Source organism: Shewanella sp. SM29, from assembly GCF_025654245.1.
Taxonomy (GTDB): Bacteria; Pseudomonadota; Gammaproteobacteria; order Enterobacterales; family Shewanellaceae; genus Shewanella; species Shewanella oncorhynchi.
This window is the reverse complement of record NZ_JAKKRN010000008.1, coordinates 19,138-41,880: the sequence shown is the minus strand read 5'-3', so window position 1 is coordinate 41,880 and position 22,743 is coordinate 19,138. Positions and strand designations below refer to the sequence as shown.

The window sequence follows — 22,743 nt, the reverse complement described above, 5'->3', positions numbered from 1 at the left end:
TGATGGCGCTATGGGTGACGAGTCACCCCTACGTTACCTTGGCGCTTAGCCACTTAAGATGAGCCCAGATAAACGCCCCGAAATGTCACTTCAGGGGCTCGGATGGATTAAGGTTTACTTTGCTAAGGACTTAAAGTGGTTGTACAGCGTATTGCTGAAACTGCTGTCGTAGGTGAAGCGATAAAACTGTTTATTTTCAGCAGAATCAAAAGCCTTGTATAGATCAGCCTCTGTTAGCAAGTTGGAGGTGACAAGGTAGTGGTATGGTCGCACGATTTTGTTTTCAATCGGTTCTACGACGATTTCAGTGATGGTTAACAGCTTGCCACCGTTTGGACTGGCGCTAATCTCCCATTCATATTGGCCTTCGGGCTGACCGAAACTATCGAGAATGGTGAATTTATTTGCTGAGTCCTCAATGTAACTCTCGGGGTAAGCGTGGGGCCACAACAGCTCTACCAACAAGCTAGAGGACAGCTGGCTTGCGGTTTCAACGTCTGTTTCATAGGTAATGGGATCTTCTGCGCGGCAAATTACGTCGGCTGCTTGTTTTACATCCGTACGATATATTTGCGCCGGCCAAGAGAGTGACGTCAGCTTAAGATCTGAAGGAAGGTTTGCCAGCAAATCCTGCCAGTCGGCGGCCGTGTTCTGATACTTATTAAAATTCATCTGGATTTCGATATCAGTACCAGCGTAAACGGTTTTTAATAGATTACCTTCGATAATCGGTTCTTTAAGGATATAACCTTGATCGTTACGCGAGGGATTAATCCATTTTTTCATCGGCTCATTCCAGCATTCGTTGGCGATCTCCTCTCCCGGCGTTTGGTCGATAAGCATCACTGCGCTACCTGAGATCACGCCAAGCATGCTTTGATGCTCAACACCATAATCTAAGGTAATGAAATGGCTGCTACGAACAGTTTCGATATTGAGCAGATGAGATTCGCCAGCATGGTTGAGCATGCTGCTAAATACTGTATCCCAGTCAGTGCTGTTCATCGCTTTATCATCAACTGGCGCTTCCATATAGCCGAAGGACACTAGTGTGCTTTCAACCTTATTGGTGATGGCGACGGGATTAGTTTGCAGGTAAGCCGTTGTCCCAAAGCCATAACCCTTGATTAAATTCTCGAAGGCTTCAAATCCGGCGATTAACACTTCGATGGCTGCCAAAATTTCCACTGTGCGCTCATTGGTGAGGTTTAGCAGATAATCGTGTAACAGCAGCGTGTCGATAAATGTTGGTTGCAGGGTGATTTCGGGAGAAAGCCTAAATAAATCGACTTCGACTTGTTTAAATCCACTGGCGTATAAGGTTTTGAGTTTTGCACGGAACTCAATCACTTGTTGTGGTGTTAAGTCGGCCTCAATCATCTTGCGATAGCGTGAAAACTCAATATTCGTCAGTGCGTTGATGTGACCTGCGTGATCGGGCAGGGCAACGATATTCACGCCGCCTGTTGTGGTGTTGGCATAATCTGCGGCTGGGCTAACCGCCAAGGCTGAGCGTGAAGATGAAGGCGCGCTATCAACCCAATTTGCCAGCAGGTAATAGTTCGGTTTTTCGGTCTCGCTTTTCCAATCTATTTGATATTTACCATCGCTATCCGTCGTTGTGCTGGGTTCGCCCTCAGAGCAGCTTAAGTCCTGGTTGAGATCGACACACACATTTGCACCAGCGATGGCACCGATATAGCTGACTTGCCCAGTAACGTTATGCGCATATTCAGTCGGTGGAGTAGGTTCTGGGATCGGTGTTGTATCATCTTTATCGTCCGAGCCAGAACATGCCGTCAGTAAACTAGTGGCGATAAGCAAAGAGAGCAGTTTAGGTTTAAACATCTTGTATCCTTACGTGAATATACTCGGCAACTTCCATCGCCATTATTTAAGCTGTGTCTATTTTATTTTAATATGAATCAATATCTTGGAGCGTTTTTCTATTGTTAAAATGTGATTGGCTTTACATTGGGTACGATGACGGGGTAGGCAATAGCGGATAGCAATTGAGAACGCTTTTGATGAGACGTTTACCATTTTTTAGAGAAATCCCTTTCGCTACGACTTAACATCCAATCCTGTAATTAACTCAGGCGACTGTTGTGCTAGTGTTAATTGCTTGTGTATTTTCCTTTCTGTTTAAAAATCAATCAAGTATACAAAAGTATGAAAGGTGCATACTTAGCTTGAAGATTTTAATGGGAGACTTGAGCTGGTTAGATCGCACATTCGAGCATTAACAGTGGTATGCCATTGGCTTCAGCTTGTTGCATACGTTCTGCCATGTCTGTTGGACTCAGTCCAGGATGGATAGGAATAAGCTTTTCTGATACCAATAATGGTTTGAGTTCAGCGCAATTCACTGTTTTGTCAATGCTGATGGTCTGGACGTTAAGTTCGATTAAGCTTGGCCAATTATTTGAGCTAATGCGGCTGAGGAACAGGCTATCGAGTTGCAGGTTTTTACCAGAAAAGTCAGTTACCTTCATATCGGTCAGCATTAAGGTTTTAAGATTATTACTGTTCAGATTACCGAGTGTGCTGAGCGTGCCACCTTTTAAGCTTAGGGTGTTGAGATGGGTAAAGGCGCTGAGATCTTGCAGCGTCACTATGTCAGTGGGATTAAATTGGCAGTTAAGTAGGCTGAGTTCTTGGCTCTGCTGAATAGCGAAGAGTTTCGATTGTTTTTGGATGCAGTCATTAAGTGGCATATTGCTGAATTTAACGGCGGATATCGGTTGTGAAATTTCAGTAGCGAGCTCAGTTTCAGGCTCATCAGACTCGCTATTGTCTTGCTCAGTATCCTCTTCGATGGCTTGTTCATCTCCCATATCATCGAGTATTGGCGCATCATCTTCAGCCATTTCATCCGCCATATTTTGTGATGCAGTTGGGTGGGGCAAGCCCTGTTTAGCAGCAAATGCATTGGTCAAGGCGTTGGCTATTGCATCCCCTTTCTCGCCTGTGAGTCCATCGACAATAGCTGGTGTATCATCGCCTAAAACACAGAGCCGAAATCGATGAAACAGACTCGTTAAGGTGTTAACCCGTGCCTGATTAATATTCATGTCCATTAAGGCTGGAAAAGCGTCGCCTAGGTTTTGGAGTTTAGGGTAAGTGTTGAGCCTATCCACATAGGCGTTGAGCTCTTTGATTTGTGTTCTGAAATCTGCCACAAGTTCTGGTTGATGGCATTGACTCGCATGCGGAACTTGCTGCTGTAATTCTTTAAAATACCTAAGGTACTCATTCGCTAACGTAAGCTGTTGCTTTGCCTTAATCGCCAGACGTTGAGGAATGCCTTCCCTTATAACGGCAAGTGCATCGCCTTGATGACGATCTAACGCATCGTCAATTTTGTCCTCAGGCGCTGTTTCCCCTAATGCAATGGCTTGCTCTATGAGTGGTACTGTTTGGCTGTCAAAAGTCGCCAAAGCCTGATCTCTATCCTGTGCGGCGCTAGCAGGAAAAATACTGCAGGCAAGTAAACTACACAGTGCAATAATTCTTATCTTTTCCATAAGTATCAATATCCGTTTAGCTTCAATTTTCAGATTATTTTAAAAACATACATAGTAGGTTCCAGTTAGCTAAGCAGGGGAACATTGCAAAATGTTGATAATTGCTTACCTATCTCCTGTATTTGGTGCAAGTCACCATATTGAAATTTCAATGGTTCAATTTGAGTATCCATCACTATCAACAAATCATACCCATGGGGCTGGCCGAGACGTTGCTGTATTTGAAATGCTGCAATGTGGTTGATGGGGATGACTTGTTGGGTTAGCGGATAGAGCGAACTGACGTTAATGGTGATTAGTTGTCGTTCGAGATCAAACTGAATACGCCTACGAGCAAATAGTAGATGCCAACTAAGAAGTGCAAGGAACGACCAGATAATCACTTCGGCATAGGACCAATGCTCAAAAACTAGTGTGTTAAATAAGGTGAGTGAAGCGACTAGGCTTGCAAAAATCCAGCGCCCAATGGTTTGTGCTCGAGTTTTAGCTATGATTGCTATGGTCGGTGAGAGTTGTTTAAAGTGCATTGCTATAAGCTTCCAATAAACTTCATCGCAAAGCCAAACACCATAATAAATGGCAGCGGATCAAACAGTTTAAGTATTAACTTAGGGGACCAAAGTGGTTCGATATCTGCCGAAAGCGGACGATGAGTAAGGTTGCCATTCTCTTTAACGTCAGTCGCCTGTGCGCTATATCCATCGACAGTGTTGATGGTGCCGACCTCTTGCACTAGCGGTTTATTCTGATCATTTAGCGAGAGTGATGCGATAAGTGGTTCATTCGATGAGAGTATATCTAGCTCATGGATATTGGGGAATTGGGTGATTTGCTCTTTGGCAGGAAGATTAAATGTCTGTGCAAAGAACATCATAGCTTGAGTGGTATCGGTTAAACTGCCGATGGGGTACACAAGATTATGCAACTTAAGCTCATATTGGTTTCTGTTATAACTATCGTGGCGCAGTAGTAACTCGGTAGATTTCAGTGGGGCTAGGTAGACTTTTTTGAAGTGATAACCCAAAAATTGTGATTGTACGAAACGTTGCTGACTTGGATTATCAAGTACCAAATGCTGCTTGAACGCCCAGAGAATGAGCACTACAGGTAGCAATAATGCCACCACAAACTGGTAAAAAGTCTGCTCACCGCCGTCGAGGGTGATCGCCATGATAAGAGACGCCGAAAGTGGCAATAGCGCCAATAATGCTAACCCTCGACGAGCATAATGCCCCTTAGTTGCAAGGCGAAGCTGTTCAGGTAATCCATCAGGATTGATAAACCTTTGGGCCTTTTTAGATAATTGCGAATACTGCATTACTACCTTGCCTTTATGTCGTTGTCTGTTTTAGGTCACTTACGGCAATTTGGAAAGGAACCAACCTTTTGGTGTTTCGACAAATTTGCAACTGACCGAGGCTTGATTATTGGGGCTGGTGATCAGCAGTTTAACTCTTGCTTCTTGGATAGCGCCTTTTTGCCGTTTAAATTCGTCTGCTGTGCTATAGCTCACGCCTTTGGGAGTAATTTCATCCATGGTTCGGTCAACATACCAGCGCTTGTGGGATCGTTGCAAAATCTCGCCCGCATATTCCTGTTCTTTTTGAGTTGGTGCGTACGGCATAAGAGCGATAAAGGCCGCTAGGTCTTGGGTCTTAATAAAATCGAAAGTACCTAAGCAGCGTTGGGTTAATTCATCGTCTAATTTTTGATTTACTGCTTGCACACATAGCGGCATAAATAAAAGGACGATTATGGATAGAGTTCGGGCGGAGTGGGTTAGTCGCAAAATAAACGTCCTGGTGATGAAAGTGAATCTCGGCTAACAGACAGGCTAAGCGATTGACATCTAATATGTTGTTAGCCTGTTTTTTTCGTCAGTTATTTTTGCGTGTAGAGTTCATCATCACAATCACGCTAAAGTATTAACTTGTTTCTGATTTGTTATTTGATACTGCATTTAGTGTTAACTTGCTCACCAGTATTTCTATGGAGGGTAAATATTAATGCGTGTTTTCAGTTCAGGTTGCTTAGTGGGTTTATTGGCGTTATCAATGGGTACTTTTACGTCGTTGCCGTTACAGGCGGCCGATGAGGAATTATTTACACTGTTTCCTACGGCAAAGTTAAAAGAAGAGCTGACTCGCCACTATGTTGAGTATCCTTTTATTATCAGCGTTGGCGAGAGTAGAGCGGACTTTAGCTTTAAGCCAATATTTGGCCAGTTACAGCAGCAAACATACGAATTAGCACCTGAATATAGTCCTAACCATATACTCGATAATTATCGGGCTCAATTGAAAAGGCTTGGCGGTGAAGTATTATTCGAGTGTCGTCTTGAAACGTGCGGTAATACTCGTCTATTGCAAGAGAATATTGCCTTGTTGGATGGCGTGATTGGTGTCGATAATGGTTATTTATTCGCTCGAGTTAAGCATGAGCAGAAAGAGTTTTATACTGCGATACAAACTGCAAGCACGACTAATTCTTATGCAACTATCCATATCACGACCTTAGAAGTTGTGCCTGAACCTTTAGGTTTAGTCACTGCTAATGCGGCATTTTTACAACAAGCACCTAAGCAGATTGAGTTTAATGACAATGTACAAAAGGACACTGAAGGTGCTGAAGATCATCCGTTGCTAAGTCGCTTAAAGGGCGCTGTGATTCATGAATTTAAACGTCAGGGTTTTGCTAGCACAGCTTTCGTATCTGCTATGGATGCTACCAACAAACCTGTGGTGGTGGAGCGTGCAGGTAAGCTGACTCAGAATGGTTATCAGTTGCCAAAGGAATACTCAAGTTATGAGGTGTTTAGCAACTATAAAGCAGCGCTGACTAAACTCGGCTTCGAGGCGCAATTTGAGTGTAAGGGAGAGGCCTGTGGCCCTGAAAGAAAATTTGTCGAGGCAATTGATTCTTTAGTCAATATTGGTAATGAAGAGAGCCAGTTTTATGGCTGGTATACCTTAACTCGCCCCGAGGGCAATGTGCATGTAAGTACTTATACCATTGGCTTTATTGGCGGCTTATGGACAGAGTTACGGGTATTGGAAGAAACTCAACTTAAGGATGACCGTGTCGGTATCAACCTTGCGGCTTTGACTGATCAAATTGAAGCTAAAGGACATGTCACCCTAGAAGGGCTGTTATTTGAGTACGATAGCGACAAGTTATTACCAGAAGCTCTGCCCGTTGTGGAAGTGCTGGCGAGTTATTTAAGCGCTAACCCAAGCCGCGCATTTTATGTGGTTGGCCACACTGATGACAAAGGCAACCAAGCTTATAACCAAGGTTTGTCACAACGTCGTGCTGTTGCAGTCGTCAAGTTGCTTACCGCAAGTCATGGTATTAAAACTCAACAGCTTGAAGCTGTGGGTATTGGCGAGCATGCGCCCATTGCCAGCAATAATGATGAGGCGGGGCAACAACAGAATCGTCGAGTAGAGTTAGTGCTGAGATCGGATACTAAGTAAACACAATAGCTTGATTCAATAGATATAAAAATGGCGCTCACAGTTAACTAAGTGGGCGCCATTTTTGTTTATCTGTGATCGCTCAGCCGAAAATCTCAGCCAAGCGATATTCACACTAAGATAGTGCCGGGAAGGAGAGCGAGCTGCCAATCCCTAGAGGCAAGCCTAAGGCCCAATATGCCAGTAAGAAACCGCTCCAAAGTAAAAGAAAACTGATTGAAAACGGTAACATCAGTGCCACTAAGGTGCCGATGCCTGATTCCTTAACGTATTTTTGGCAAAACACCACAATTAACGGAAAGTAAGGCATCAGTGGGGTGATGATATTAGTGGATGAGTCGCCCACTCGGTAAGCGGCTTGAGTCAAATCCGGTGATACACCCAGCTCCATTAACATGGGCACCATAATGGCACCAATCAATGCCCATTTGGCTGAAGCGGAACCCACTAATAGATTGACGAACGCCGTGAGAAACACAATTCCCACCAAAGTCACACCCATAGGAAGGGCTAATTCCTTTAACGCCAACGCGCCTTTAATGGCCATTAACGCGCCTAAATTAGATTGACCAAAAGCATAAATAAACTGGGCGCAGAAGAAGGCCATCACGATGTAATAACCCATGCCGCTCATGGATTTGCTCATGCCTTGAATAATGGCTCTGTGGTTGTTTGCCGTGCCAGCGGCATAGCCATACACTATGCCGGGCACGAGGAAGAACACAAAAATAATCGCCACAATGGAGCGCATTAAGGGGGCTGAAGCACTGGTTAAGGCGCCGTCAGTAGCACGCCAAGCAGAATGTTCACCATAGGCGGTTAATACTAATCCTAATGCACACAACAACATGGCGGCCATGGCGAATTTGAGTCCGCGGCGCTCATGGGGTTGCAGTTCATCTAGGGTTGGGAGCGTGCTGGGATCGCCATTCACCGCAGTGTTTTTTAGGCGCGGCTCGATAACTTTATCCGTTAAGAACCAGCCAACTAAGATAATTAAAATGGCAGAAGCCGAAGTAAAAAAGATGTTATTCAGTGGGTTAATCGTTAATGTGGCGGCCGCGGGATCGGCCGATAATCTTGCCGCTGCCTGAGTTAAGCCCGCTAACATAGGATCAAGGCTGGATGGCACGCCAACGGTTGCAGAAAAACCGCCGGATACGCCAGCGAAAGCGGCGGCAATACCGGCTAAGGGATGACGACCCGCGGCATAGAAGATCACCGCGCCGAGTGGGATAACGAGTACATAACCCGCATCAACCGCGACATGGCTTAGAATACCCACGGCTATCAATACCGGAGTGAGTAACATCTTGGGGGTAATAGATAAAATGGAGCGCAGCCCTGCATTAATAAAGCCAGTATGTTCAGCAACGCCTAGGCCCAGCATGGCCACAAGCACCACACCTAGCGGCGGGAAAGTGACAAAGGTCGTGACTATCGCCGAGGTAAAAGCGGTTAACGCACCACCATCAAGCATATTGACGACTTGAATCGGGTTACCAGTACGAGGGTCGATTTCATCAAAACTGACACCCGATAATCCCCAAGAGATCAACCAGACTAAGCCCAGAAACATCGCAAATAATACCGCCGGATCAGGCAGTTTATTGCCGACGACTTCGACGCCATTGAGAAATCGCTGGAATCCAGTGACAGGTTTATGATTTTCCATTTGGGTGCCGCTTCCTAAAAAATGATGATTGTTATCGGTGATTATAAAAACGCAGCATTAATTTAAGCTTGGTTTAACTAATCGATAAGAAATAAAACACATAAAAATCTATCGCAGTGGCTTTAGTGCGGGTGGATTTAATCATCACTAAATCAATTTAGCCGCAAATAAAAAGCGCGGGTTCATGACTGAACCCGCGCTTTTTTACTCAACAATGTGTTTGATTACATTATCCGAATGGAGCCGCTACGTGCTTAAGCCTTTGGACCTGCGTTGCGGATAGCGTCTGACACTTGATACTTAGCGAAGTTTTTAGTGAAAGCTTCGGCCAGCTTCTGGGCGTATTCGGCATATAGCGCTTTATCGCCCCAAGTGTTGATTGGGTTGAGTAAATTGCTGTCTACGCCTGTGACTGCCACAGGAACGGCGAGGTTCAAGGTGTCTAAGTGGACAGTTTCCACATCTTTCAATTCACCGCTGACAATCGCATCGACGATGGCGCGGGTGGTTGGGATGTCAAAACGTTTACCCACACCGTGTGGACCGCCAGTCCAGCCTGTGTTGACTAAGTACACTTGGCTACCGAATGACTCAATGCGCTTCATCAACAGTTCTGCGTACACGCCAGCAGGGCGAGGGAAGAAAGGTGCGCCGAAGCACGTTGAGAAGGTGGATTGAATCGCCGAGGTTGAGCCGATTTCAGTCGAGCCCACTTTGGCGGTATAGCCAGATAAGAAGTGGTATGCCGCTTGTTCTTTGGTCAGGATAGAAACCGGTGGTAATACGCCATATACGTCGCAGGTTAAGAATACAACCGCATGTGGCTCAGCGCCGCAGTTGTCTTCTTTACGTTGGGCGATGTGCTCCAGCGGATAGGCTGCGCGAGTATTTTCCGTTAGGCTGCTGTCTTTGTAGTTAGGTACACGGTGTTCGTCCATCACTACGTTTTCAAGCACGGTGCCGAAACGAATCGCATCCCAAATCACGGGCTCATTCTTTTGGCTTAAATCGATACATTTGGCGTAGCAACCGCCTTCGATGTTGAATACGCCGCCGGGTGCCCAGCCGTGCTCATCGTCACCAATGAGGAAGCGTTTTGGATCGGCAGAGAGTGTGGTTTTACCTGTGCCAGATAAACCGAAAAACAGCGTAGTGTCGCCATCTTTACCTACGTTGGCCGAGCAGTGCATTGGGAGCACGCCTTGGGCTGGCAGTAGGAAGTTTTGTACTGAGAACATAGACTTTTTCATTTCGCCAGCGTATTTCAGGCCAGCGAGCAGCACTTTACGTTCGGCGAAGTTTAAAATCACGGTCGCATCTGAGTTAGTGCCATCACGTTCTGGTACGCAAACAAAGTCAGGGGCATTGATGATCTGCCACACTGGTTTGTCTTTACGATTAAATTCTTCAGGAATGATAAATAGATTGCGGGCGAACAGTTGGTGCCAAGCGTATTGCGTAGTAACACGTACTGGTTGGTAATGTTCAGTGTCGGCACCGACTTCGAGATCAGATACAAACAGTTCTTTATCGGCTAGGTAAGCTTCAACCCGTGCCCATAAACCTTCAAAAGCACCTGGATCGAAAGCCTGATTGACTGGGCCCCATTCGATATCAGCTTCTGAACTGGGTTCTCTTACAATGAAACGATCGCCAGGTGAGCGACCGCTGCGAGCGCCTGTTTTAGCAACTAATGCGCCATTGGCTGTCAATTCACCTTCGCCGCGTAGCAGGGCAAATTCGACAAGTTGTGCTGTTGAGGGGTTAAAGTGAACGCGGTTTAATCCATCCGCCATAGTGAGGTCTCCATTTGATTTGTAAGGTTATTTTAATATCGATCGTCTGCCGATTTAATTTTATTTATCGCCTGAGTCGTGCTAGGTGACAAAGTGAGGGCGATTGTAGCCTAAGCCGAGTGCAATGTGTGAGGGGATTATAGGTATGAATAAAAAATGGGCGCCAAATAGGGCGCCCATTTTTTAGCGGGAGTCGTTTTACTGCTGGGTTGTTGATGTTTGACCGTTAGCAAATAAGGTTGCTACGTCTATGGCATCAAAGGTGTATTTAGCGTGGCAATATTCGCAACCCATTTCTATCTTGCCATCTTCGGCGAGTATGGCTTCGATTTCTGCTTGATCTAAGGTTTTGATCGCGCCAGCACTGCGTTCATGGGAACAAGTGCATTTAAAGCTCACATCGATAGGATCAAATAAGCGTACTTCTTCCTGATGATAGAGGCGATGTAACACGCTTTCTGCATCAAGAGTAAATAGCTCTTCGGCCTTGATGGTCGACGTCAGTTGGCTCAAGTGTTCGAAGTCAGCGTTGTGATCTTGCTGGCTTGGCAGAATTTGTAGGAACATGCCCGCCGCTTGTTTGCCGTCGGCAAATAACCAAATTCCAGTAGGTAACTGCTCAGATTGATTGAAGTATTCTTCAACACAGGCAGCAAGCGTTGGCTTGTCTAGTGCAACGACACCTTGGTAGCGTTCACCTTCGTCGGGTGTTAAGGTGATGACCATATAGCCTTGGCCGAAGAGTTCTGTGAGGCTAGCATCATCGGCGAGTTCAGCATTCCAGCGAGCCACACCGCGTAACTCTTGTAAATTGTTACCGTTGATCACCGCTAAAGAAACAGGGCCGTTGCCTTGTAACTGTACGCTGATATCACCGCTAAATTTCAATGTAGCGGTTAATAGTGAGGTGGCTGCCATTAATTCACCCAGTAGCACTTGCAGTACGGCTGGGTATTCTTGGGCGCTGATCACTTGTTGATAGCTGTCTTGTAACTGTACCAGTTCACCGCGCACATCGGCATTATCGAACAAGTAGCGGTGTAAAGTATCTTGGTTCATCGTGTATCTCACTGTTAAAGGTCTTTAAAGCGCATGAGCTGGCGTCGTTGCTTTTTATCTGGTTTCTGATCGGGTATCGGGTTATTGAGCATGTGGAGGCGTCGTTGCTCAGCATTAATGGCCCGTTTAGCCAGACTTGTCGCGGTTTCTTCGTACAATTCTTGTGCAATCGCACCACTTTGGCGTAATTGCGATAATTTTTTTATGACGATCTCTTTATCGTCATATCCTTGGCGTATCTTAAGGACGGCGCCTATCTCGGCATTCCTACTAGATTTGGCACGCTGGCCGTTGTAATGTACTTTGCCGCCGTTAATCATTTCTTTGGCGATGGCACGGGTTTTATAAAAACGTGCAGCCCAAAGCCACTTATCGAGTCGAATGTCTGTTTTATCGCTTTGACCTTGAGTCATAGTGTCTCCAGCTAAAAGATCGATGAGTTCACATGCCGAGCAAGAAAATGCGTGAAGAGCATTTCTATTATGTTAAAGGGTGGCGTGCTTCACACCCTTTTATGGCGGGCAAAGTTAGCATAATTGGCCTATTTTCGCCAATTTGAATGCTGTTATGGGCTTGTTGCCAAATGCTGCCTAGGTTAGCATGAGACGGTAACCGCCTAATTATTATAATCAGAACAGAGACCTGTATCGAGGGTCCACATAAAATATGGATTTATTAGATAAAGTTATCGCAAAAGCCATTGGCATGCCCCATAAGCCCTTAAGCCGGATAGTCTTCTGGTTGGGTTTTATTGTGATCATGTTGTTAGCCGCGCAAATTACATGGAAATTAGTGCCTACTAGCTCATCACCCAGTGCTTGGTCGCCAACGCCCGTTAACCTGACGGGTAAAGGTGCTGGGCAGGTTGATCTTGCGGGTTTACAGCAGCTTGGTCTCTTTGGTAAGGCAGATGCTAAATCTGAAAAGCCAAAAACTGAGGTTGTTGAGACTGTGACCGACGCGCCTAAGACCACACTCTCTATTCAGCTCACTGGCGTTGTTGCATCGACAGCGGATCAGAAAGGCTTAGCAATCATTGAGTCAAACGGCAGCCAAGAGACCTACAGCTTAGGCGATAAAATCAAGGGCACTTCGGCATCACTGAAAGAAGTCTATGCCGACCGTATTATCATCACTAACGCTGGCCGTTACGAGACATTAATGCTCGATGGCTTAGTTTACACTAGCCAAAGCCCAGCCAATCAACAGTTACAACAAGCTAAGACTAATAAGACTGGCTCGGCAGTGAGCCGTGTCGATCAACGTAAAAATGCCGAAATCTCCCAAGAACTCGCCGAATCCCGCACCGAATTGTTAGCCGATCCCAGTAAGATCACCGATTATATTGCCATTTCACCTGTCAGACAGGGTGACGCTGTGGCGGGATATCGCTTGAATCCAGGGAAAGACGCCAATTTGTTTAAGCAGGCGGGTTTTAAAGCTAACGATTTAGCCAAATCGATTAATGGATACGACTTGACCGTAATGAGTCAAGCGTTAGAAATGATGAGCCAATTACCCGAGTTAACCGAAGTTTCTATTATGGTTGAGCGGGAAGGACAATTGGTTGAAATCATGTTTAGTTTGCCGCAATAACACGCGTTAGAGGAAAGAAAAAGAATGAATAACAAAAGGATTCGACGCAAGCTGATTGCTGGGGTTGTTGCGGGTGCAGCCATGTTCTCCTCCCAATTCGCTTGGTCTGAACAGTATGCGGCCAACTTTAAAGGCACGGATATTCAAGAATTTATCAATATCGTTGGTAAAAACCTGAATAAGACCATCATAGTTGACCCGACAATTCGCGGCAAAATCAACGTTCGCAGTTATGATCTGTTGAACGATGAACAGTATTACCAGTTTTTCCTCAACGTCTTACAAGTTTACGGTTATGCCATCGTTGAGATGGAAAATAACGTTATTAAAGTCATCAAAGACAAAGATGCCAAAACCGCTGCAATTCGAGTCGCTAACGATAATGACCCCGGCCTTGGTGATGAAATGGTGACGCGTATCGTGGCCTTGTATAACACTGAGGCTAAGCAATTAGCGCCGTTATTACGTCAACTTAATGATAATGCGGGTGGCGGCAACGTAGTGAACTACGACCCCTCCAATGTCTTGATGTTGTCTGGCCGTGCTGCTGTCGTGAACAAGTTAGTCGAAATTATCCGTCGAGTGGATAAGCAAGGCGATACCTCGGTGCAAGTGGTGCCGTTAGAATTTGCCTCCGCGGGTGAAATGGTACGAATCATAGATACCCTTTATCGTGCTACTGCTAACCAATCCCAATTGCCAGGCCAAGCGCCAAAAGTGGTTGCTGACGAACGTATCAATGCCGTAGTCGTGAGCGGTGATGAGAAGAGCCGCCAACGTGTGGTCGAGCTTATCCGTCGTCTCGATGCCGAACAAGCCAGCACAGGTAACACAAAAGTTCGTTATCTACGTTATGCCAAAGCAGAAGATTTAGTTGAAGTGCTGACCGGTTTTGCCCAAAAGTTGGAAGGCGAGAAAGATCCGAGCGCTCAGGCTGCAGGTGGTAAACGCCGTAATGAAATTAATATCATGGCGCATACTGAAACCAACGCCTTAGTGATCAGTGCTGAACCCGATCAGATGCGCACTATCGAGAGCGTGATTAATCAACTCGACATCCGCCGTGCTCAGGTACTCGTAGAAGCCATTATTGTCGAAGTTGCCGAAGGCGACAGTGTCGGCTTTGGGGTGCAATGGGCGGCGAAAGCGGGCGGCGGCACTCAGTTTAATAACTTAGGCCCAACCATAGGTGAGATTGGCGCTGGTGTATGGCAGGCGCAAGATAAAGAAGGCACATTCATCACTAACCCGAGTACTGGTCAGGTGATAGGTCAAAACCCGAGTACGAAGGGCGATGTTACCTTACTTGCCCAAGCTTTAGGTAAAGTGAACGGTATGGCATGGGGTGTGGCCATGGGTGACTTTGGTGCGCTGATCCAAGCCGTATCCAGTGACACTAACTCAAACGTACTGGCAACGCCTTCTATTACGACCTTAGATAACCAAGAAGCCTCGTTTATTGTGGGTGACGAAGTGCCTATTCTGACAGGTTCTACCGCCAGCTCGAGCAACAGCAACCCATTCCAAACCGTTGAGCGTAAAGAGGTTGGGGTTAAACTGAAAGTGGTGCCACAGATCAACGAAGGCAGCTCAGTTAAGCTGACGATTGAACAGGAAGTTTCTGGGGTTAACGGTAATACAGGCGTGGATATTTCCTTCGCGACTCGTCGCTTAACCACTACCGTTATGGCGGATTCTGGTCAAATTGTGGTACTCGGTGGTTTGATCAACGAAGAAGTACAAGAAAGTATACAAAAAGTACCGTTCTTGGGTGATATCCCTATTCTAGGACATTTGTTTAAATCTTCTTCGAGCAAAAAAACGAAGAAAAACCTCATGATCTTCATCAAGCCAACGATCATACGTGATGGCATCACGATGGAAGGGATTGCTGGGCGTAAATATAATTATTTCAGAGCATTACAGCTTGAACAGCAAGAGCGGGGCGTGAACTTAATGCCAAATACTCAAGTGCCAGTGTTGGAAGAATGGAATCAGTCTGAGTATTTACCTCCTGAAGTTAACGAGATTTTAGAGCGTTATAAAGAAGGTAAAGGCTTAGATACTCAGATGCGTAAAACGGATCCAACGCTCAAAACGCTCGATGAAAACAAAAACAAAGATAAAACCAATGAGTGAAATTCAACTATCCCAAGTCGATGACCTCAGCCAAGTCTCTAATGAGCTAGGCCTTGAAGCTGAAGGTGATGAGGTATTTCGTTCGAGCAGTAAAGAGCGTTTACCTTTTGCCTTTGCACACCGCCACGATGTGGTGCTCGCGCTGGGTGAAACGGGCGAGTTAAGCTTGTTCTATACGAGTAAAACACCCTTAACGGCTATGCTCGAAGCGCGGCGTTATTCGGGTGTTGATTTGCCTTTGGTTAAGCTCGAAGTGGCAAAGTTTGAGGCCAAACTCACTCAAGCATATCAGGCGAACTCGTCTGAAGCGCAGCAGTTGATGGAAGACATTGGCAACGAGATGGATTTATTCACCCTTGCCGAAGAGCTGCCGCAGACCGAAGACTTACTTGAAGGTGATGATGATGCGCCTATCATCAAATTGATTAATGCCTTGTTATCTGAAGCGATTAAAGAAGAAGCGTCGGATATCCATATCGAAACCTACGAGAAACAGCTTGTAGTGCGGTTCCGTATCGATGGTGTGCTCAAAGAGGTCCTTAAGCCAAACCGTAAACTGTCGTCGCTGTTAGTCTCGCGGATTAAGGTTATGGCTCGCCTCGATATCGCCGAAAAACGTGTGCCACAGGATGGCCGTATTTCGCTGCGTATCGCAGGTCGTGCGGTGGATGTGCGGGTATCGACCATGCCATCGAGCCACGGTGAACGTGTTGTACTGCGTCTGCTGGATAAAAATACTGGCAACCTCGATTTAGAGCAATTGGGGATGACCGACAGTATTCGGGTTAAGTTTGAAGATCTTATTCGTCGCCCTCACGGGATCATTTTGGTGACTGGCCCAACGGGCTCGGGTAAAAGTACCACTTTGTATGCGGGTTTGACGGAGATCAACTCCAAAGACACCAACATACTCACAGTAGAAGACCCTATCGAATACGAGTTAGACGGTATCGGTCAGACCCAAGTTAACACTAAGGCCGACATGACCTTCGCCCGTGGTCTGCGCGCTATTTTGCGTCAAGACCCCGATGTCGTGATGATAGGCGAGATCCGCGACCTCGAAACCGCGCAAATTGCGGTACAAGCGTCACTCACTGGCCACATGGTGATTTCAACCCTGCATACCAACACAGCGTCTGGCGCGATTACACGTTTGCAAGACATGGGCGTAGAGCCTTTCCTCGTGTCTTCAAGTTTACTCGGCGTGTTGGCTCAACGTTTGATCCGAACCCTTTGTCCTAAATGTAAAATCGAGCATGTGCCCGATGCGCGTGAGCGTGAGTTGCTGGGCATAGCCGCTGATGATGACAGGCGTATTTTCCGTGCCAATGGTTGTAAATCCTGTGGTAACAATGGCTACCGTGGTCGAACCGGTATTCATGAGCTATTACTGGTTGACGATAATGTGCGTGAATTGATCCATGGCGGCCGCGGAGAGTTAGCCATCGAAAAGTATATTCGTCAGTTTGTACCGAGCATTCGTCACGATGGCATGAGCAAAGTGCTCGCGGGCATCACCACTCTCGAAGAAGTGCTACGTGTGACTCGCGAGGAGTAATTTATGCCAGCATTTGAATATAAGGCACTGGATGCCAAGGGAAAGCAGCTTAAGGGCGTGATTGAGGCGGATACCGCCAGACACGCCCGCAGCCAACTGCGCGATCAGCGCATGATGCCCTTGGAAATACTGCCTGTTACTGAAAAAGAAGCCAAAGCTAAGAGCAGCAGTTTTTCGTTTTTCAAACGTGGTATTTCAGTTGCTGAATTAGCTTTGATCACCCGCCAAATTGCGACCTTAGTGGCCGCGGGTTTACCGATTGAAGAATCCCTTAAAGCCGTTGGTCAGCAGTGCGAGAAAGATCGTCTCGCGAGCATGATTATGGCGGTACGTTCTCGGGTGGTGGAAGGTTATAGTCTGGCCGATTCCTTGGCTGAATTTCCGCATATTTTCGATGATTTATATCGTGCCATGGTGGCCTCGGGTGAAAAGTCCGGTCACTTAGAAGTGGTGCTTAATCGGTTAGCAGATTACACAGAGCGACGCCAACAGCTTAAATCTAAGCTGACCCAAGCCATGATTTATCCCGCGGTTTTGACCACAGTGGCGATAGGGGTGATTTCAATCCTGCTAGCAGCGGTTGTGCCTAAAGTGGTCGGACAGTTTGAGCACATGGGCGCGGAGCTTCCCGCCTCGACCCGATTTTTGATCTCGGCCTCTGACTTTGTTCAAAACTATGGTGTGTTTGTGGTCATCGCCTTAGTGCTGCTGTTCGCACTCTTTCGGCGCATGTTAAAGTCACCTGCGTTTCGGATGAAGTACGATAATTTTTTATTGAGCATGCCGGTTGTTGGCCGCGTGAGTAAGGGATTAAATACGGCGCGTTTTGCGCGGACGTTAAGTATCTTATCCGCCAGTTCAGTGCCTTTGCTCGATGGTATGCGTATCGCCAGTGAAGTGTTGCAGAATATGCGAGTGCGCGCCGCAGTTGACGATGCGACCGCACGCGTGCGGGAAGGAACTAGCTTAGGTGCAGCGTTGACTAATACTAAGTTGTTTCCGGCTATGATGTTATACATGATTGCGTCGGGCGAGAAGAGTGGTCAACTTGAGCAGATGTTAGAGCGGGCCGCCGATAACCAAGACAGGGAATTCGAAGGTAACGTCAACATAGCATTGGGTGTATTCGAGCCTATGCTGGTGGTCAGTATGGCGTGTGTTGTGCTCTTTATCGTGATGGCAATTTTGCAGCCAATTTTAGCCTTGAATAACTTGATTAGCGGTTAATTTTTGAATTTATGGATTATGACCAAGTCGATTGGCATAGGATTTTTTAGGAGAAGTAGTCGATGCAAATGAACAAGAAACATCAAGGTTTTACCTTACTCGAAGTGATGGTTGTTATCGTGATTTTAGGGATTTTAGCCTCTATGGTTGTGCCTAACTTGATGGGTAACAAAGATAAGGCTGACCAACAAAAAGCCGTGTCTGACATAGTTGCACTCGAAAATGCCTTAGATATGTATAAGTTAGATAACGGTGTCTATCCATCGACCGAACAAGGCTTAGAAGCATTAGTGCAAAAGCCTACGATTTCGCCTGAGCCACGTAACTACCGTGAAGATGGTTATGTAAAACGTTTGCCAGAAGATCCATGGCGCAATAACTACCTGTTGTTAAGCCCTGGCGAAAACGGCAAGTTAGATATTTTCAGTGCAGGCCCCGATGGTCAACCAGGTACCGAAGATGACATCGGTAACTGGAATTTACAGAATTTCCAATAAGATGCTAAAGCTGCGTCACGCTGGTTTCACCTTAATGGAGGTGATGCTAGTGATTTTGTTGATGGGGCTCACGGCTGCGGCTGTGACTATGTCTATCGGCAATTCTGGGCCGCAACAGGCCTTAGATAGAACGGCGCGGCAGTTTATTGCGGCCACTGAAATGGTGCTTGATGAAACTGTTTTAAGTGGCCAGTTTATTGGTATTGTGATTGAGAAAACCAGTTATCAGTTTGTTTTTTATAAAGAAGGTAAGTGGGAGCCTTTGGATAAAGACAGACTCTTATCTGAAAAGCAAATGGAGCCAGGGGTTGAACTGAACTTAGTGCTCGATGGTTTACCTTTGGTACAAGAGGATGAGAAAGACGATTCTTGGTTCGAAGAACCGCTGATTGAACCCTCTGCCGATGATAAGAAGAAACACCCTGAGCCACAGGTCATGCTATTCCCGAGCGGTGAAATGAGCGCTTTTGAGCTGACGTTTATCGCTAAAACTAACAAAGGCCAGCAGGCCGAAACGTTAGTGGTCGGTGATGCGCTGGGCAGATTAACCATAGGGCGCCCCGATGAAACGCGTTAAGGGCATGACCCTACTCGAAGTGATTGTTGCCCTTGCCGTATTTTCGATTGCGGCCGTGTCTATCACTAAAAGTTTGGGCGAGCAGATGGCAAACATGCCGATTCTGGAATCGCGCACTTTGGCACAGTGGGTGGCTGATAATCAGATGGTCGATGCCAGACTCGAGCCACAGTTTCCTGAAATCGGTAAAAAAGAAGGTCAAGTTGAGCTCGCAGGAAAGGATTGGTATTGGCGTAAAGAAGTGGTGAAAACGACGGACGATAATTTTCGTATGATCCGCATAAGTGTGAGTGAGGACGAACGCTATCAGCGTATTGCCGCACAAGTGAGCAGTTATGTCCTTAAAACTAACTAGTGCGCAGCGGGGATTCACCCTGTTGGAAATGCTGATCGCCATCGCGATTTTCGCCATGATAGGTTTGGCTTCTAATGCGGTACTCAGCACAGTGCTGACTAACGATGAAGTGACGCGCGCTTTTTCAACTCGGCTTAAAGCTCTACAACAAGGCTTTGGTGCGATTGAGCGTGATCTCGCGCAAATGGTGGCGCGCACGCCAAGATTACTCGAAGGTGGTCGAGGTTCGACCGTCTTCCAAACGGGCAATGATATCTTAGATTCGGAATCAGAAGCCTTAGTGTTTTACCGCTTAGGCTGGTTAAATCCCGACGGTTTATTACCGCGAGGCAGCTTGCAGTCTGTGGCGTATGTGGTGCATGAAGGGCGGCTGGAACGTTGGTATTTTCCTTATCCTGAGCCTGAATTTGGCGCCGAGCCGATTAAGACAGTGATTATCGACAAAGTGCTGTCGGTGGAATATTCCTTCTTCATGGAAGACAAGTGGGAGCGCAAAGTCGAGGCGACTAAGTTGCCTAAAGCGATCGCCATGGAGATTGAGATTGAAGGTTTAGGCAAGATCCAACGTAAGTTCTTGTTGCCGCTGGGTGCTGTTGCACCAGAAAAGTCTAAGGATGACGATAATAAAGACGAAAATCCGGACGATACGAACAAAGATAAAGACAAAGATGGAGTCGATGATGGCTCGGGGAACGATCCAAGTGACGGTTCTGGTGATCCAGGTGATGGCGACCCTGAAGATGAGGGCCGCGAATGAGAACCCAATCTCGGTCTAAACAGCGCGGTGTCGCACTGATAGTTGTGCTCTTGATAGTTGCCATGGTGGTGATCATCGCGACAAATATCACAGGCCGTAATCAGTTATCCATGCGTCGAACGTTGAACTTGGCCCAGTACGATCAAGCCTATTGGTACGCGATTTCTGCCGAAGAACTGGCGAAGAAGATTTTAAAACAAGATTTAGACGACTCGGAAGGCCGGGTCCACAGGCAACAATATTGGGCCATGGCCGATGTTGTGTTTCCGGCGGAATACGGTGAAATTGCTGGCAAGATCACTGATATGCGCGCCTGTTTTAACTTAAATGCCTTGTCTGTGACCACGAAAGAGGTGGAAAACAGTCAACCTAAGCTGCCGCTGGCGGCGAAGCAATATAAGGCCTTGTTGGTGAGTTTAGGGATGGACGACTTTAGTGCGGACCGTCTGACCCAGACCTTAAAAGATTATATCGACGAAGACACCACTGCTAGCCCTTATGGTGCCGAAGATGCGGAATACGAAGCGCGAAATGTGCCTTACCGTGCGGCCAATACGCTGATGAATCATCGCAGCGAATTACGGGCAGTGATGGGATACACCCAAGATATCTATTTGAAACTCTTGCCCTATGTATGCGTTATCCCTGGCAATGACAGGCAATTACTGAATGTGAATACCTTGGAAGTCGAGCAAGCGGCACTGTTAGCTGGCATGCTTGAAAATCAGATTTCGGTAGGCGAAGCAGAAAGTATCATCAACCAACGCCCCGGCGATGGCTTTGCCAAGATAGATGATTTTTATGAAAGCTCATCCATGGGATCGATCAAGTGGGAAGGTGCCATGAAGTCGAGCTTTGTCATCGATAGCCAATATTTTTTATTGGCCTCGGGGGCGAAGGTTGATAACGCCGTATTTAGAATGGAAAGTGTGCTCAAAAAGAGCGGTGGCAATAAAATGGAAGTGCTCACCCGTCAGTTTGGTGGCCAAAAATAATGGAAGTGCTCACCCGGCAGGGTTTGATGTTGGTGGCCAAAAATAATGGAAGTGTTCACCCGGCAGGGTTTGATGTTGGTGGACAAAAATAATGGCAGTGCTCACCCGTCAGGGTTTGATGTTGGTGGCCAAAAATAATGGCAGTGCTCACCCGGCAGGGTTTGATGTTGGTGGCCGAAAATAATGGCAGTGCTCACCCGTCAGGGTTTGATGTTGGTGGGCAAAAATAATGGCAGTGCTCACCCGGCAGAATCTGGTGGACAAAAATAATAGCAACGAGCTCAGTCACACTTTCTTGACTGGGACTGGTGGAGAAAAACTGTGAGTGAACGGCTATTTATTCGCTTAGGCAGAACAGCAGAGCAAGCGTGCTCTTGGCTCGTTTGGTCGGAGCAAGAACAGGAAATTATCGCCTCTGGCGAGCTCGCCAATGCCCAAGGTTTGTCGACCTTAACTGAGCGTGCGGGCAATCGTCCCGTCGATGTGTTAGTGCCCGCCGCGGCAATGACACTCACTAGTGTGCATTTGCCCGAAAAAGGCCAACGCCAAGCATTGAAAGCCTTGCCTTTTATGCTCGAAGAAGCCTTAGCCGATGATGTCGATGCTATGCATTTTACTGTTGGTCCACGTGACGGTGACGCCTTAAGTGTGGTCGCAGTGGCCCATGAGCAAATGCAGACTTGGCTGAGTTGTTTGACTGAAGCGGGTTTAAAAGTGAAGCGCATTGTGCCTGACTGTTTAGCCTTGCCATTGCAAGAGTGCCAATGGGCGGCAATGAATTTTGGCAATGAGCTATTGCTGCGTACCGGATTAGCTTCGGGCCAGAGCTTACCTCTGCCTTGGTTGCCAATTGCGTTAGAACAACTTAAGCCTGCACAGGGCGAAGTCTCTGTCGCCAGTTATACCGAGATGCAACTCGAGGGTGTCGAGCTTAAGCCGCAGTCACTCGAGCTACCTATGTTAGTGTTAGCCCGCGGTATTTTGCATGCGCCAGTGAATTTACTGAGCGGCGTTTACACGCCGAAGCGTGAATACAGCAAACAGTTGGTGATGTGGAAGAGCGCTGCCATCGTTATCGCCATCGCGTGCGTGCTGGCCTTAGTGAATAAAGGGCTGACTATACATCAAGTCAATGGTCAGGTTGCCGATCTTAAAGCCCAGAGTGAATCCATTTATCAGCAAGTGATCCCGGGAAATTCGCGCATTGTTAACCTACGTTCGCAGATGGAAAGTCAGTTACGTGCATTGCAGGGACAGGGCAGTGGTGCCGAGTTTTTTGCCATGCTCGATGGTTTACAGGATGCCTTTAAGCAAGTGCCTGAACTTAAACCTAATAGCCTAAGATTCGAAAGCGCGCGTAACGAGATCCGTATGCAAGTGAGTGCGAAAAATTACGCGCAGATCGAGAAGTTTAAAGAGATTGTCGGTCGTCGTTTTCAACTCGATGGCGGCACTATGAATAGCGGTGAAGAGCAAGTCACCAGTACCTTAACCTTGAGGAGCAAATAA

The 22,743-nt window shown here is 46.8% G+C and carries 20 protein-coding genes; 11 read left to right on the top strand and 9 right to left on the bottom strand.

All coding sequences use genetic code 11. The annotated features are described in order from the left end of the window. Nucleotides 1–114 precede the first annotated feature (114 nt). From L5L77_RS07425 to L5L77_RS07405, 5 genes are all read right to left on the bottom strand, one after another. The gene (locus L5L77_RS07425) at nucleotides 115–1,848 is read right to left on the bottom strand and encodes a hypothetical protein (RefSeq protein ID WP_131525703.1); all 1,734 of its coding nucleotides are present in this window, start codon (nucleotides 1,846–1,848) and stop codon (nucleotides 115–117) included. Between the two features lie 374 nt (nucleotides 1,849–2,222). Beyond that, the gene (locus tag L5L77_RS07420) at nucleotides 2,223–3,527 is read right to left on the bottom strand and encodes a hypothetical protein (protein WP_131525704.1); all 1,305 of its coding nucleotides are present in this window, start codon (nucleotides 3,525–3,527) and stop codon (nucleotides 2,223–2,225) included. 65 nt (nucleotides 3,528–3,592) lie between these two features. Beyond that, entirely contained in the window at nucleotides 3,593–4,054 is a 462-nt protein-coding gene (locus tag L5L77_RS07415; protein ID WP_263185021.1) for a hypothetical protein, read from the bottom strand. 2 nt (nucleotides 4,055–4,056) lie between these two features. Further along, nucleotides 4,057–4,845: a hypothetical protein gene (locus L5L77_RS07410; protein WP_263185020.1), complete on the bottom strand. Its 789-nt coding sequence runs from the start codon at nucleotides 4,843–4,845 to the stop codon at nucleotides 4,057–4,059. 39 nt (nucleotides 4,846–4,884) lie between these two features. Then, nucleotides 4,885–5,253 (bottom strand): hypothetical protein, encoded by a 369-nt coding sequence (locus L5L77_RS07405; protein ID WP_263147076.1) that lies wholly within the window; start codon nucleotides 5,251–5,253, stop codon nucleotides 4,885–4,887. Between the two features lie 280 nt (nucleotides 5,254–5,533). On the opposite strand from L5L77_RS07405, the gene L5L77_RS07400 reads away from it, so the two are divergent. After that, nucleotides 5,534–7,003, top strand: coding sequence for an OmpA family protein (locus tag L5L77_RS07400; RefSeq protein ID WP_263185019.1), 1,470 nt, complete (start codon nucleotides 5,534–5,536; stop codon nucleotides 7,001–7,003). 115 nt (nucleotides 7,004–7,118) lie between these two features. On the opposite strand, the gene L5L77_RS07395 is transcribed toward L5L77_RS07400, so the two are convergent. The 4 genes from L5L77_RS07395 to hslR all read right to left on the bottom strand — a co-directional run bounded on the left by L5L77_RS07395 (nucleotide 7,119) and on the right by hslR (nucleotide 11,946). Continuing rightward, the gene (locus L5L77_RS07395; RefSeq protein ID WP_263183184.1) at nucleotides 7,119–8,678 is read right to left on the bottom strand and encodes an AbgT family transporter; all 1,560 of its coding nucleotides are present in this window, start codon (nucleotides 8,676–8,678) and stop codon (nucleotides 7,119–7,121) included. 254 nt (nucleotides 8,679–8,932) lie between these two features. Then, the gene (locus L5L77_RS07390) at nucleotides 8,933–10,474 is read right to left on the bottom strand and encodes a phosphoenolpyruvate carboxykinase (RefSeq protein ID WP_263222475.1); all 1,542 of its coding nucleotides are present in this window, start codon (nucleotides 10,472–10,474) and stop codon (nucleotides 8,933–8,935) included. Between the two features lie 198 nt (nucleotides 10,475–10,672). Then, nucleotides 10,673–11,533 carry an Hsp33 family molecular chaperone HslO gene (gene hslO, locus L5L77_RS07385; protein ID WP_105250990.1) on the bottom strand — a complete coding sequence of 287 codons (861 nt, stop codon included), beginning with the start codon at nucleotides 11,531–11,533 and terminating at the stop codon, nucleotides 10,673–10,675. Between the two features lie 14 nt (nucleotides 11,534–11,547). After that, nucleotides 11,548–11,946: a ribosome-associated heat shock protein Hsp15 gene (hslR, locus tag L5L77_RS07380; protein ID WP_011848177.1), complete on the bottom strand. Its 399-nt coding sequence runs from the start codon at nucleotides 11,944–11,946 to the stop codon at nucleotides 11,548–11,550. A gap of 253 nt (nucleotides 11,947–12,199) precedes the next feature. Between hslR and gspC the strand changes: the two genes are divergently transcribed. The 10 genes from gspC to gspL all read left to right on the top strand — a co-directional run bounded on the left by gspC (nucleotide 12,200) and on the right by gspL (nucleotide 22,743). Further along, entirely contained in the window at nucleotides 12,200–13,129 is a 930-nt protein-coding gene (gene gspC / locus L5L77_RS07375; RefSeq protein ID WP_131525237.1) for a type II secretion system protein GspC, read from the top strand. A 24-nt stretch (nucleotides 13,130–13,153) separates the two neighbouring features. After that, nucleotides 13,154–15,268, top strand: a complete 2,115-nt coding sequence (gspD, locus tag L5L77_RS07370; RefSeq protein ID WP_263142178.1) for a type II secretion system secretin GspD — start codon at nucleotides 13,154–13,156, stop codon at nucleotides 15,266–15,268. Beyond that, nucleotides 15,261–16,826, top strand: a complete 1,566-nt coding sequence (gene gspE, locus L5L77_RS07365) for a type II secretion system ATPase GspE (RefSeq protein WP_105250994.1) — start codon at nucleotides 15,261–15,263, stop codon at nucleotides 16,824–16,826. The genes gspD and gspE overlap by 8 nt, the downstream gene beginning before the upstream one ends. A 3-nt stretch (nucleotides 16,827–16,829) precedes the next feature. Then, a complete protein-coding gene (gspF, locus tag L5L77_RS07360) occupies nucleotides 16,830–18,053 on the top strand; it encodes a type II secretion system inner membrane protein GspF (protein ID WP_105250995.1) in 1,224 nt (407 codons plus the stop codon). 62 nt (nucleotides 18,054–18,115) lie between these two features. Further along, nucleotides 18,116–18,550: a type II secretion system major pseudopilin GspG gene (gene gspG / locus L5L77_RS07355; RefSeq protein WP_105250996.1), complete on the top strand. Its 435-nt coding sequence runs from the start codon at nucleotides 18,116–18,118 to the stop codon at nucleotides 18,548–18,550. A gap of 1 nt (nucleotide 18,551) precedes the next feature. Then, nucleotides 18,552–19,127: a type II secretion system minor pseudopilin GspH gene (gene gspH, locus L5L77_RS07350; RefSeq protein WP_263185064.1), complete on the top strand. Its 576-nt coding sequence runs from the start codon at nucleotides 18,552–18,554 to the stop codon at nucleotides 19,125–19,127. Then, complete coding sequence (gene gspI, locus L5L77_RS07345; protein ID WP_263222472.1) at nucleotides 19,114–19,482, top strand: type II secretion system minor pseudopilin GspI; 369 nt, start codon at nucleotides 19,114–19,116, stop codon at nucleotides 19,480–19,482. Before gspH ends, gspI begins: the two co-directional genes overlap by 14 nt. After that, complete coding sequence (gspJ, locus tag L5L77_RS07340) at nucleotides 19,463–20,239, top strand: type II secretion system minor pseudopilin GspJ (RefSeq protein WP_263222470.1); 777 nt, start codon at nucleotides 19,463–19,465, stop codon at nucleotides 20,237–20,239. Before gspI ends, gspJ begins: the two co-directional genes overlap by 20 nt. Further along, on the top strand, nucleotides 20,236–21,234 hold the full coding sequence (gene gspK / locus L5L77_RS07335) for a type II secretion system minor pseudopilin GspK (RefSeq protein WP_105251000.1): 999 nt from the start codon (nucleotides 20,236–20,238) through the stop codon (nucleotides 21,232–21,234). The genes gspJ and gspK overlap by 4 nt, the downstream gene beginning before the upstream one ends. A 321-nt stretch (nucleotides 21,235–21,555) precedes the next feature. Next, nucleotides 21,556–22,743: a type II secretion system protein GspL gene (gene gspL / locus L5L77_RS07330; RefSeq protein WP_263179884.1), complete on the top strand. Its 1,188-nt coding sequence runs from the start codon at nucleotides 21,556–21,558 to the stop codon at nucleotides 22,741–22,743.

Bases quoted from the DNA above. Each gene is read 5' to 3' on its own strand.
- L5L77_RS07425 (WP_131525703.1), bottom strand. From the start codon at position 1,848: ATGTTTAAACCTAAACTGCTCTCTTTGCTTATCGCCACTAGTTTACTG.
- L5L77_RS07420 (WP_131525704.1), bottom strand. From the start codon at position 3,527: ATGGAAAAGATAAGAATTATTGCACTGTGTAGTTTACTTGCCTGCAGT.
- L5L77_RS07415 (WP_263185021.1), bottom strand. From the start codon at position 4,054: ATGCACTTTAAACAACTCTCACCGACCATAGCAATCATAGCTAAAACT.
- L5L77_RS07410 (WP_263185020.1), bottom strand. From the start codon at position 4,845: ATGCAGTATTCGCAATTATCTAAAAAGGCCCAAAGGTTTATCAATCCT.
- L5L77_RS07400 (WP_263185019.1), top strand. From the start codon at position 5,534: ATGCGTGTTTTCAGTTCAGGTTGCTTAGTGGGTTTATTGGCGTTATCA.
- L5L77_RS07395 (WP_263183184.1), bottom strand. From the start codon at position 8,678: ATGGAAAATCATAAACCTGTCACTGGATTCCAGCGATTTCTCAATGGC.
- L5L77_RS07390 (WP_263222475.1), bottom strand. From the start codon at position 10,474: ATGGCGGATGGATTAAACCGCGTTCACTTTAACCCCTCAACAGCACAA.
- hslO (WP_105250990.1), bottom strand. From the start codon at position 11,533: ATGAACCAAGATACTTTACACCGCTACTTGTTCGATAATGCCGATGTG.
- hslR (WP_011848177.1), bottom strand. From the start codon at position 11,946: ATGACTCAAGGTCAAAGCGATAAAACAGACATTCGACTCGATAAGTGG.
- gspC (WP_131525237.1), top strand. From the start codon at position 12,200: ATGGATTTATTAGATAAAGTTATCGCAAAAGCCATTGGCATGCCCCAT.
- gspD (WP_263142178.1), top strand. From the start codon at position 13,154: ATGAATAACAAAAGGATTCGACGCAAGCTGATTGCTGGGGTTGTTGCG.
- gspE (WP_105250994.1), top strand. From the start codon at position 15,261: ATGAGTGAAATTCAACTATCCCAAGTCGATGACCTCAGCCAAGTCTCT.
- gspF (WP_105250995.1), top strand. From the start codon at position 16,830: ATGCCAGCATTTGAATATAAGGCACTGGATGCCAAGGGAAAGCAGCTT.
- gspG (WP_105250996.1), top strand. From the start codon at position 18,116: ATGCAAATGAACAAGAAACATCAAGGTTTTACCTTACTCGAAGTGATG.
- gspH (WP_263185064.1), top strand. From the start codon at position 18,552: ATGCTAAAGCTGCGTCACGCTGGTTTCACCTTAATGGAGGTGATGCTA.
- gspI (WP_263222472.1), top strand. From the start codon at position 19,114: ATGAAACGCGTTAAGGGCATGACCCTACTCGAAGTGATTGTTGCCCTT.
- gspJ (WP_263222470.1), top strand. From the start codon at position 19,463: ATGTCCTTAAAACTAACTAGTGCGCAGCGGGGATTCACCCTGTTGGAA.
- gspK (WP_105251000.1), top strand. From the start codon at position 20,236: ATGAGAACCCAATCTCGGTCTAAACAGCGCGGTGTCGCACTGATAGTT.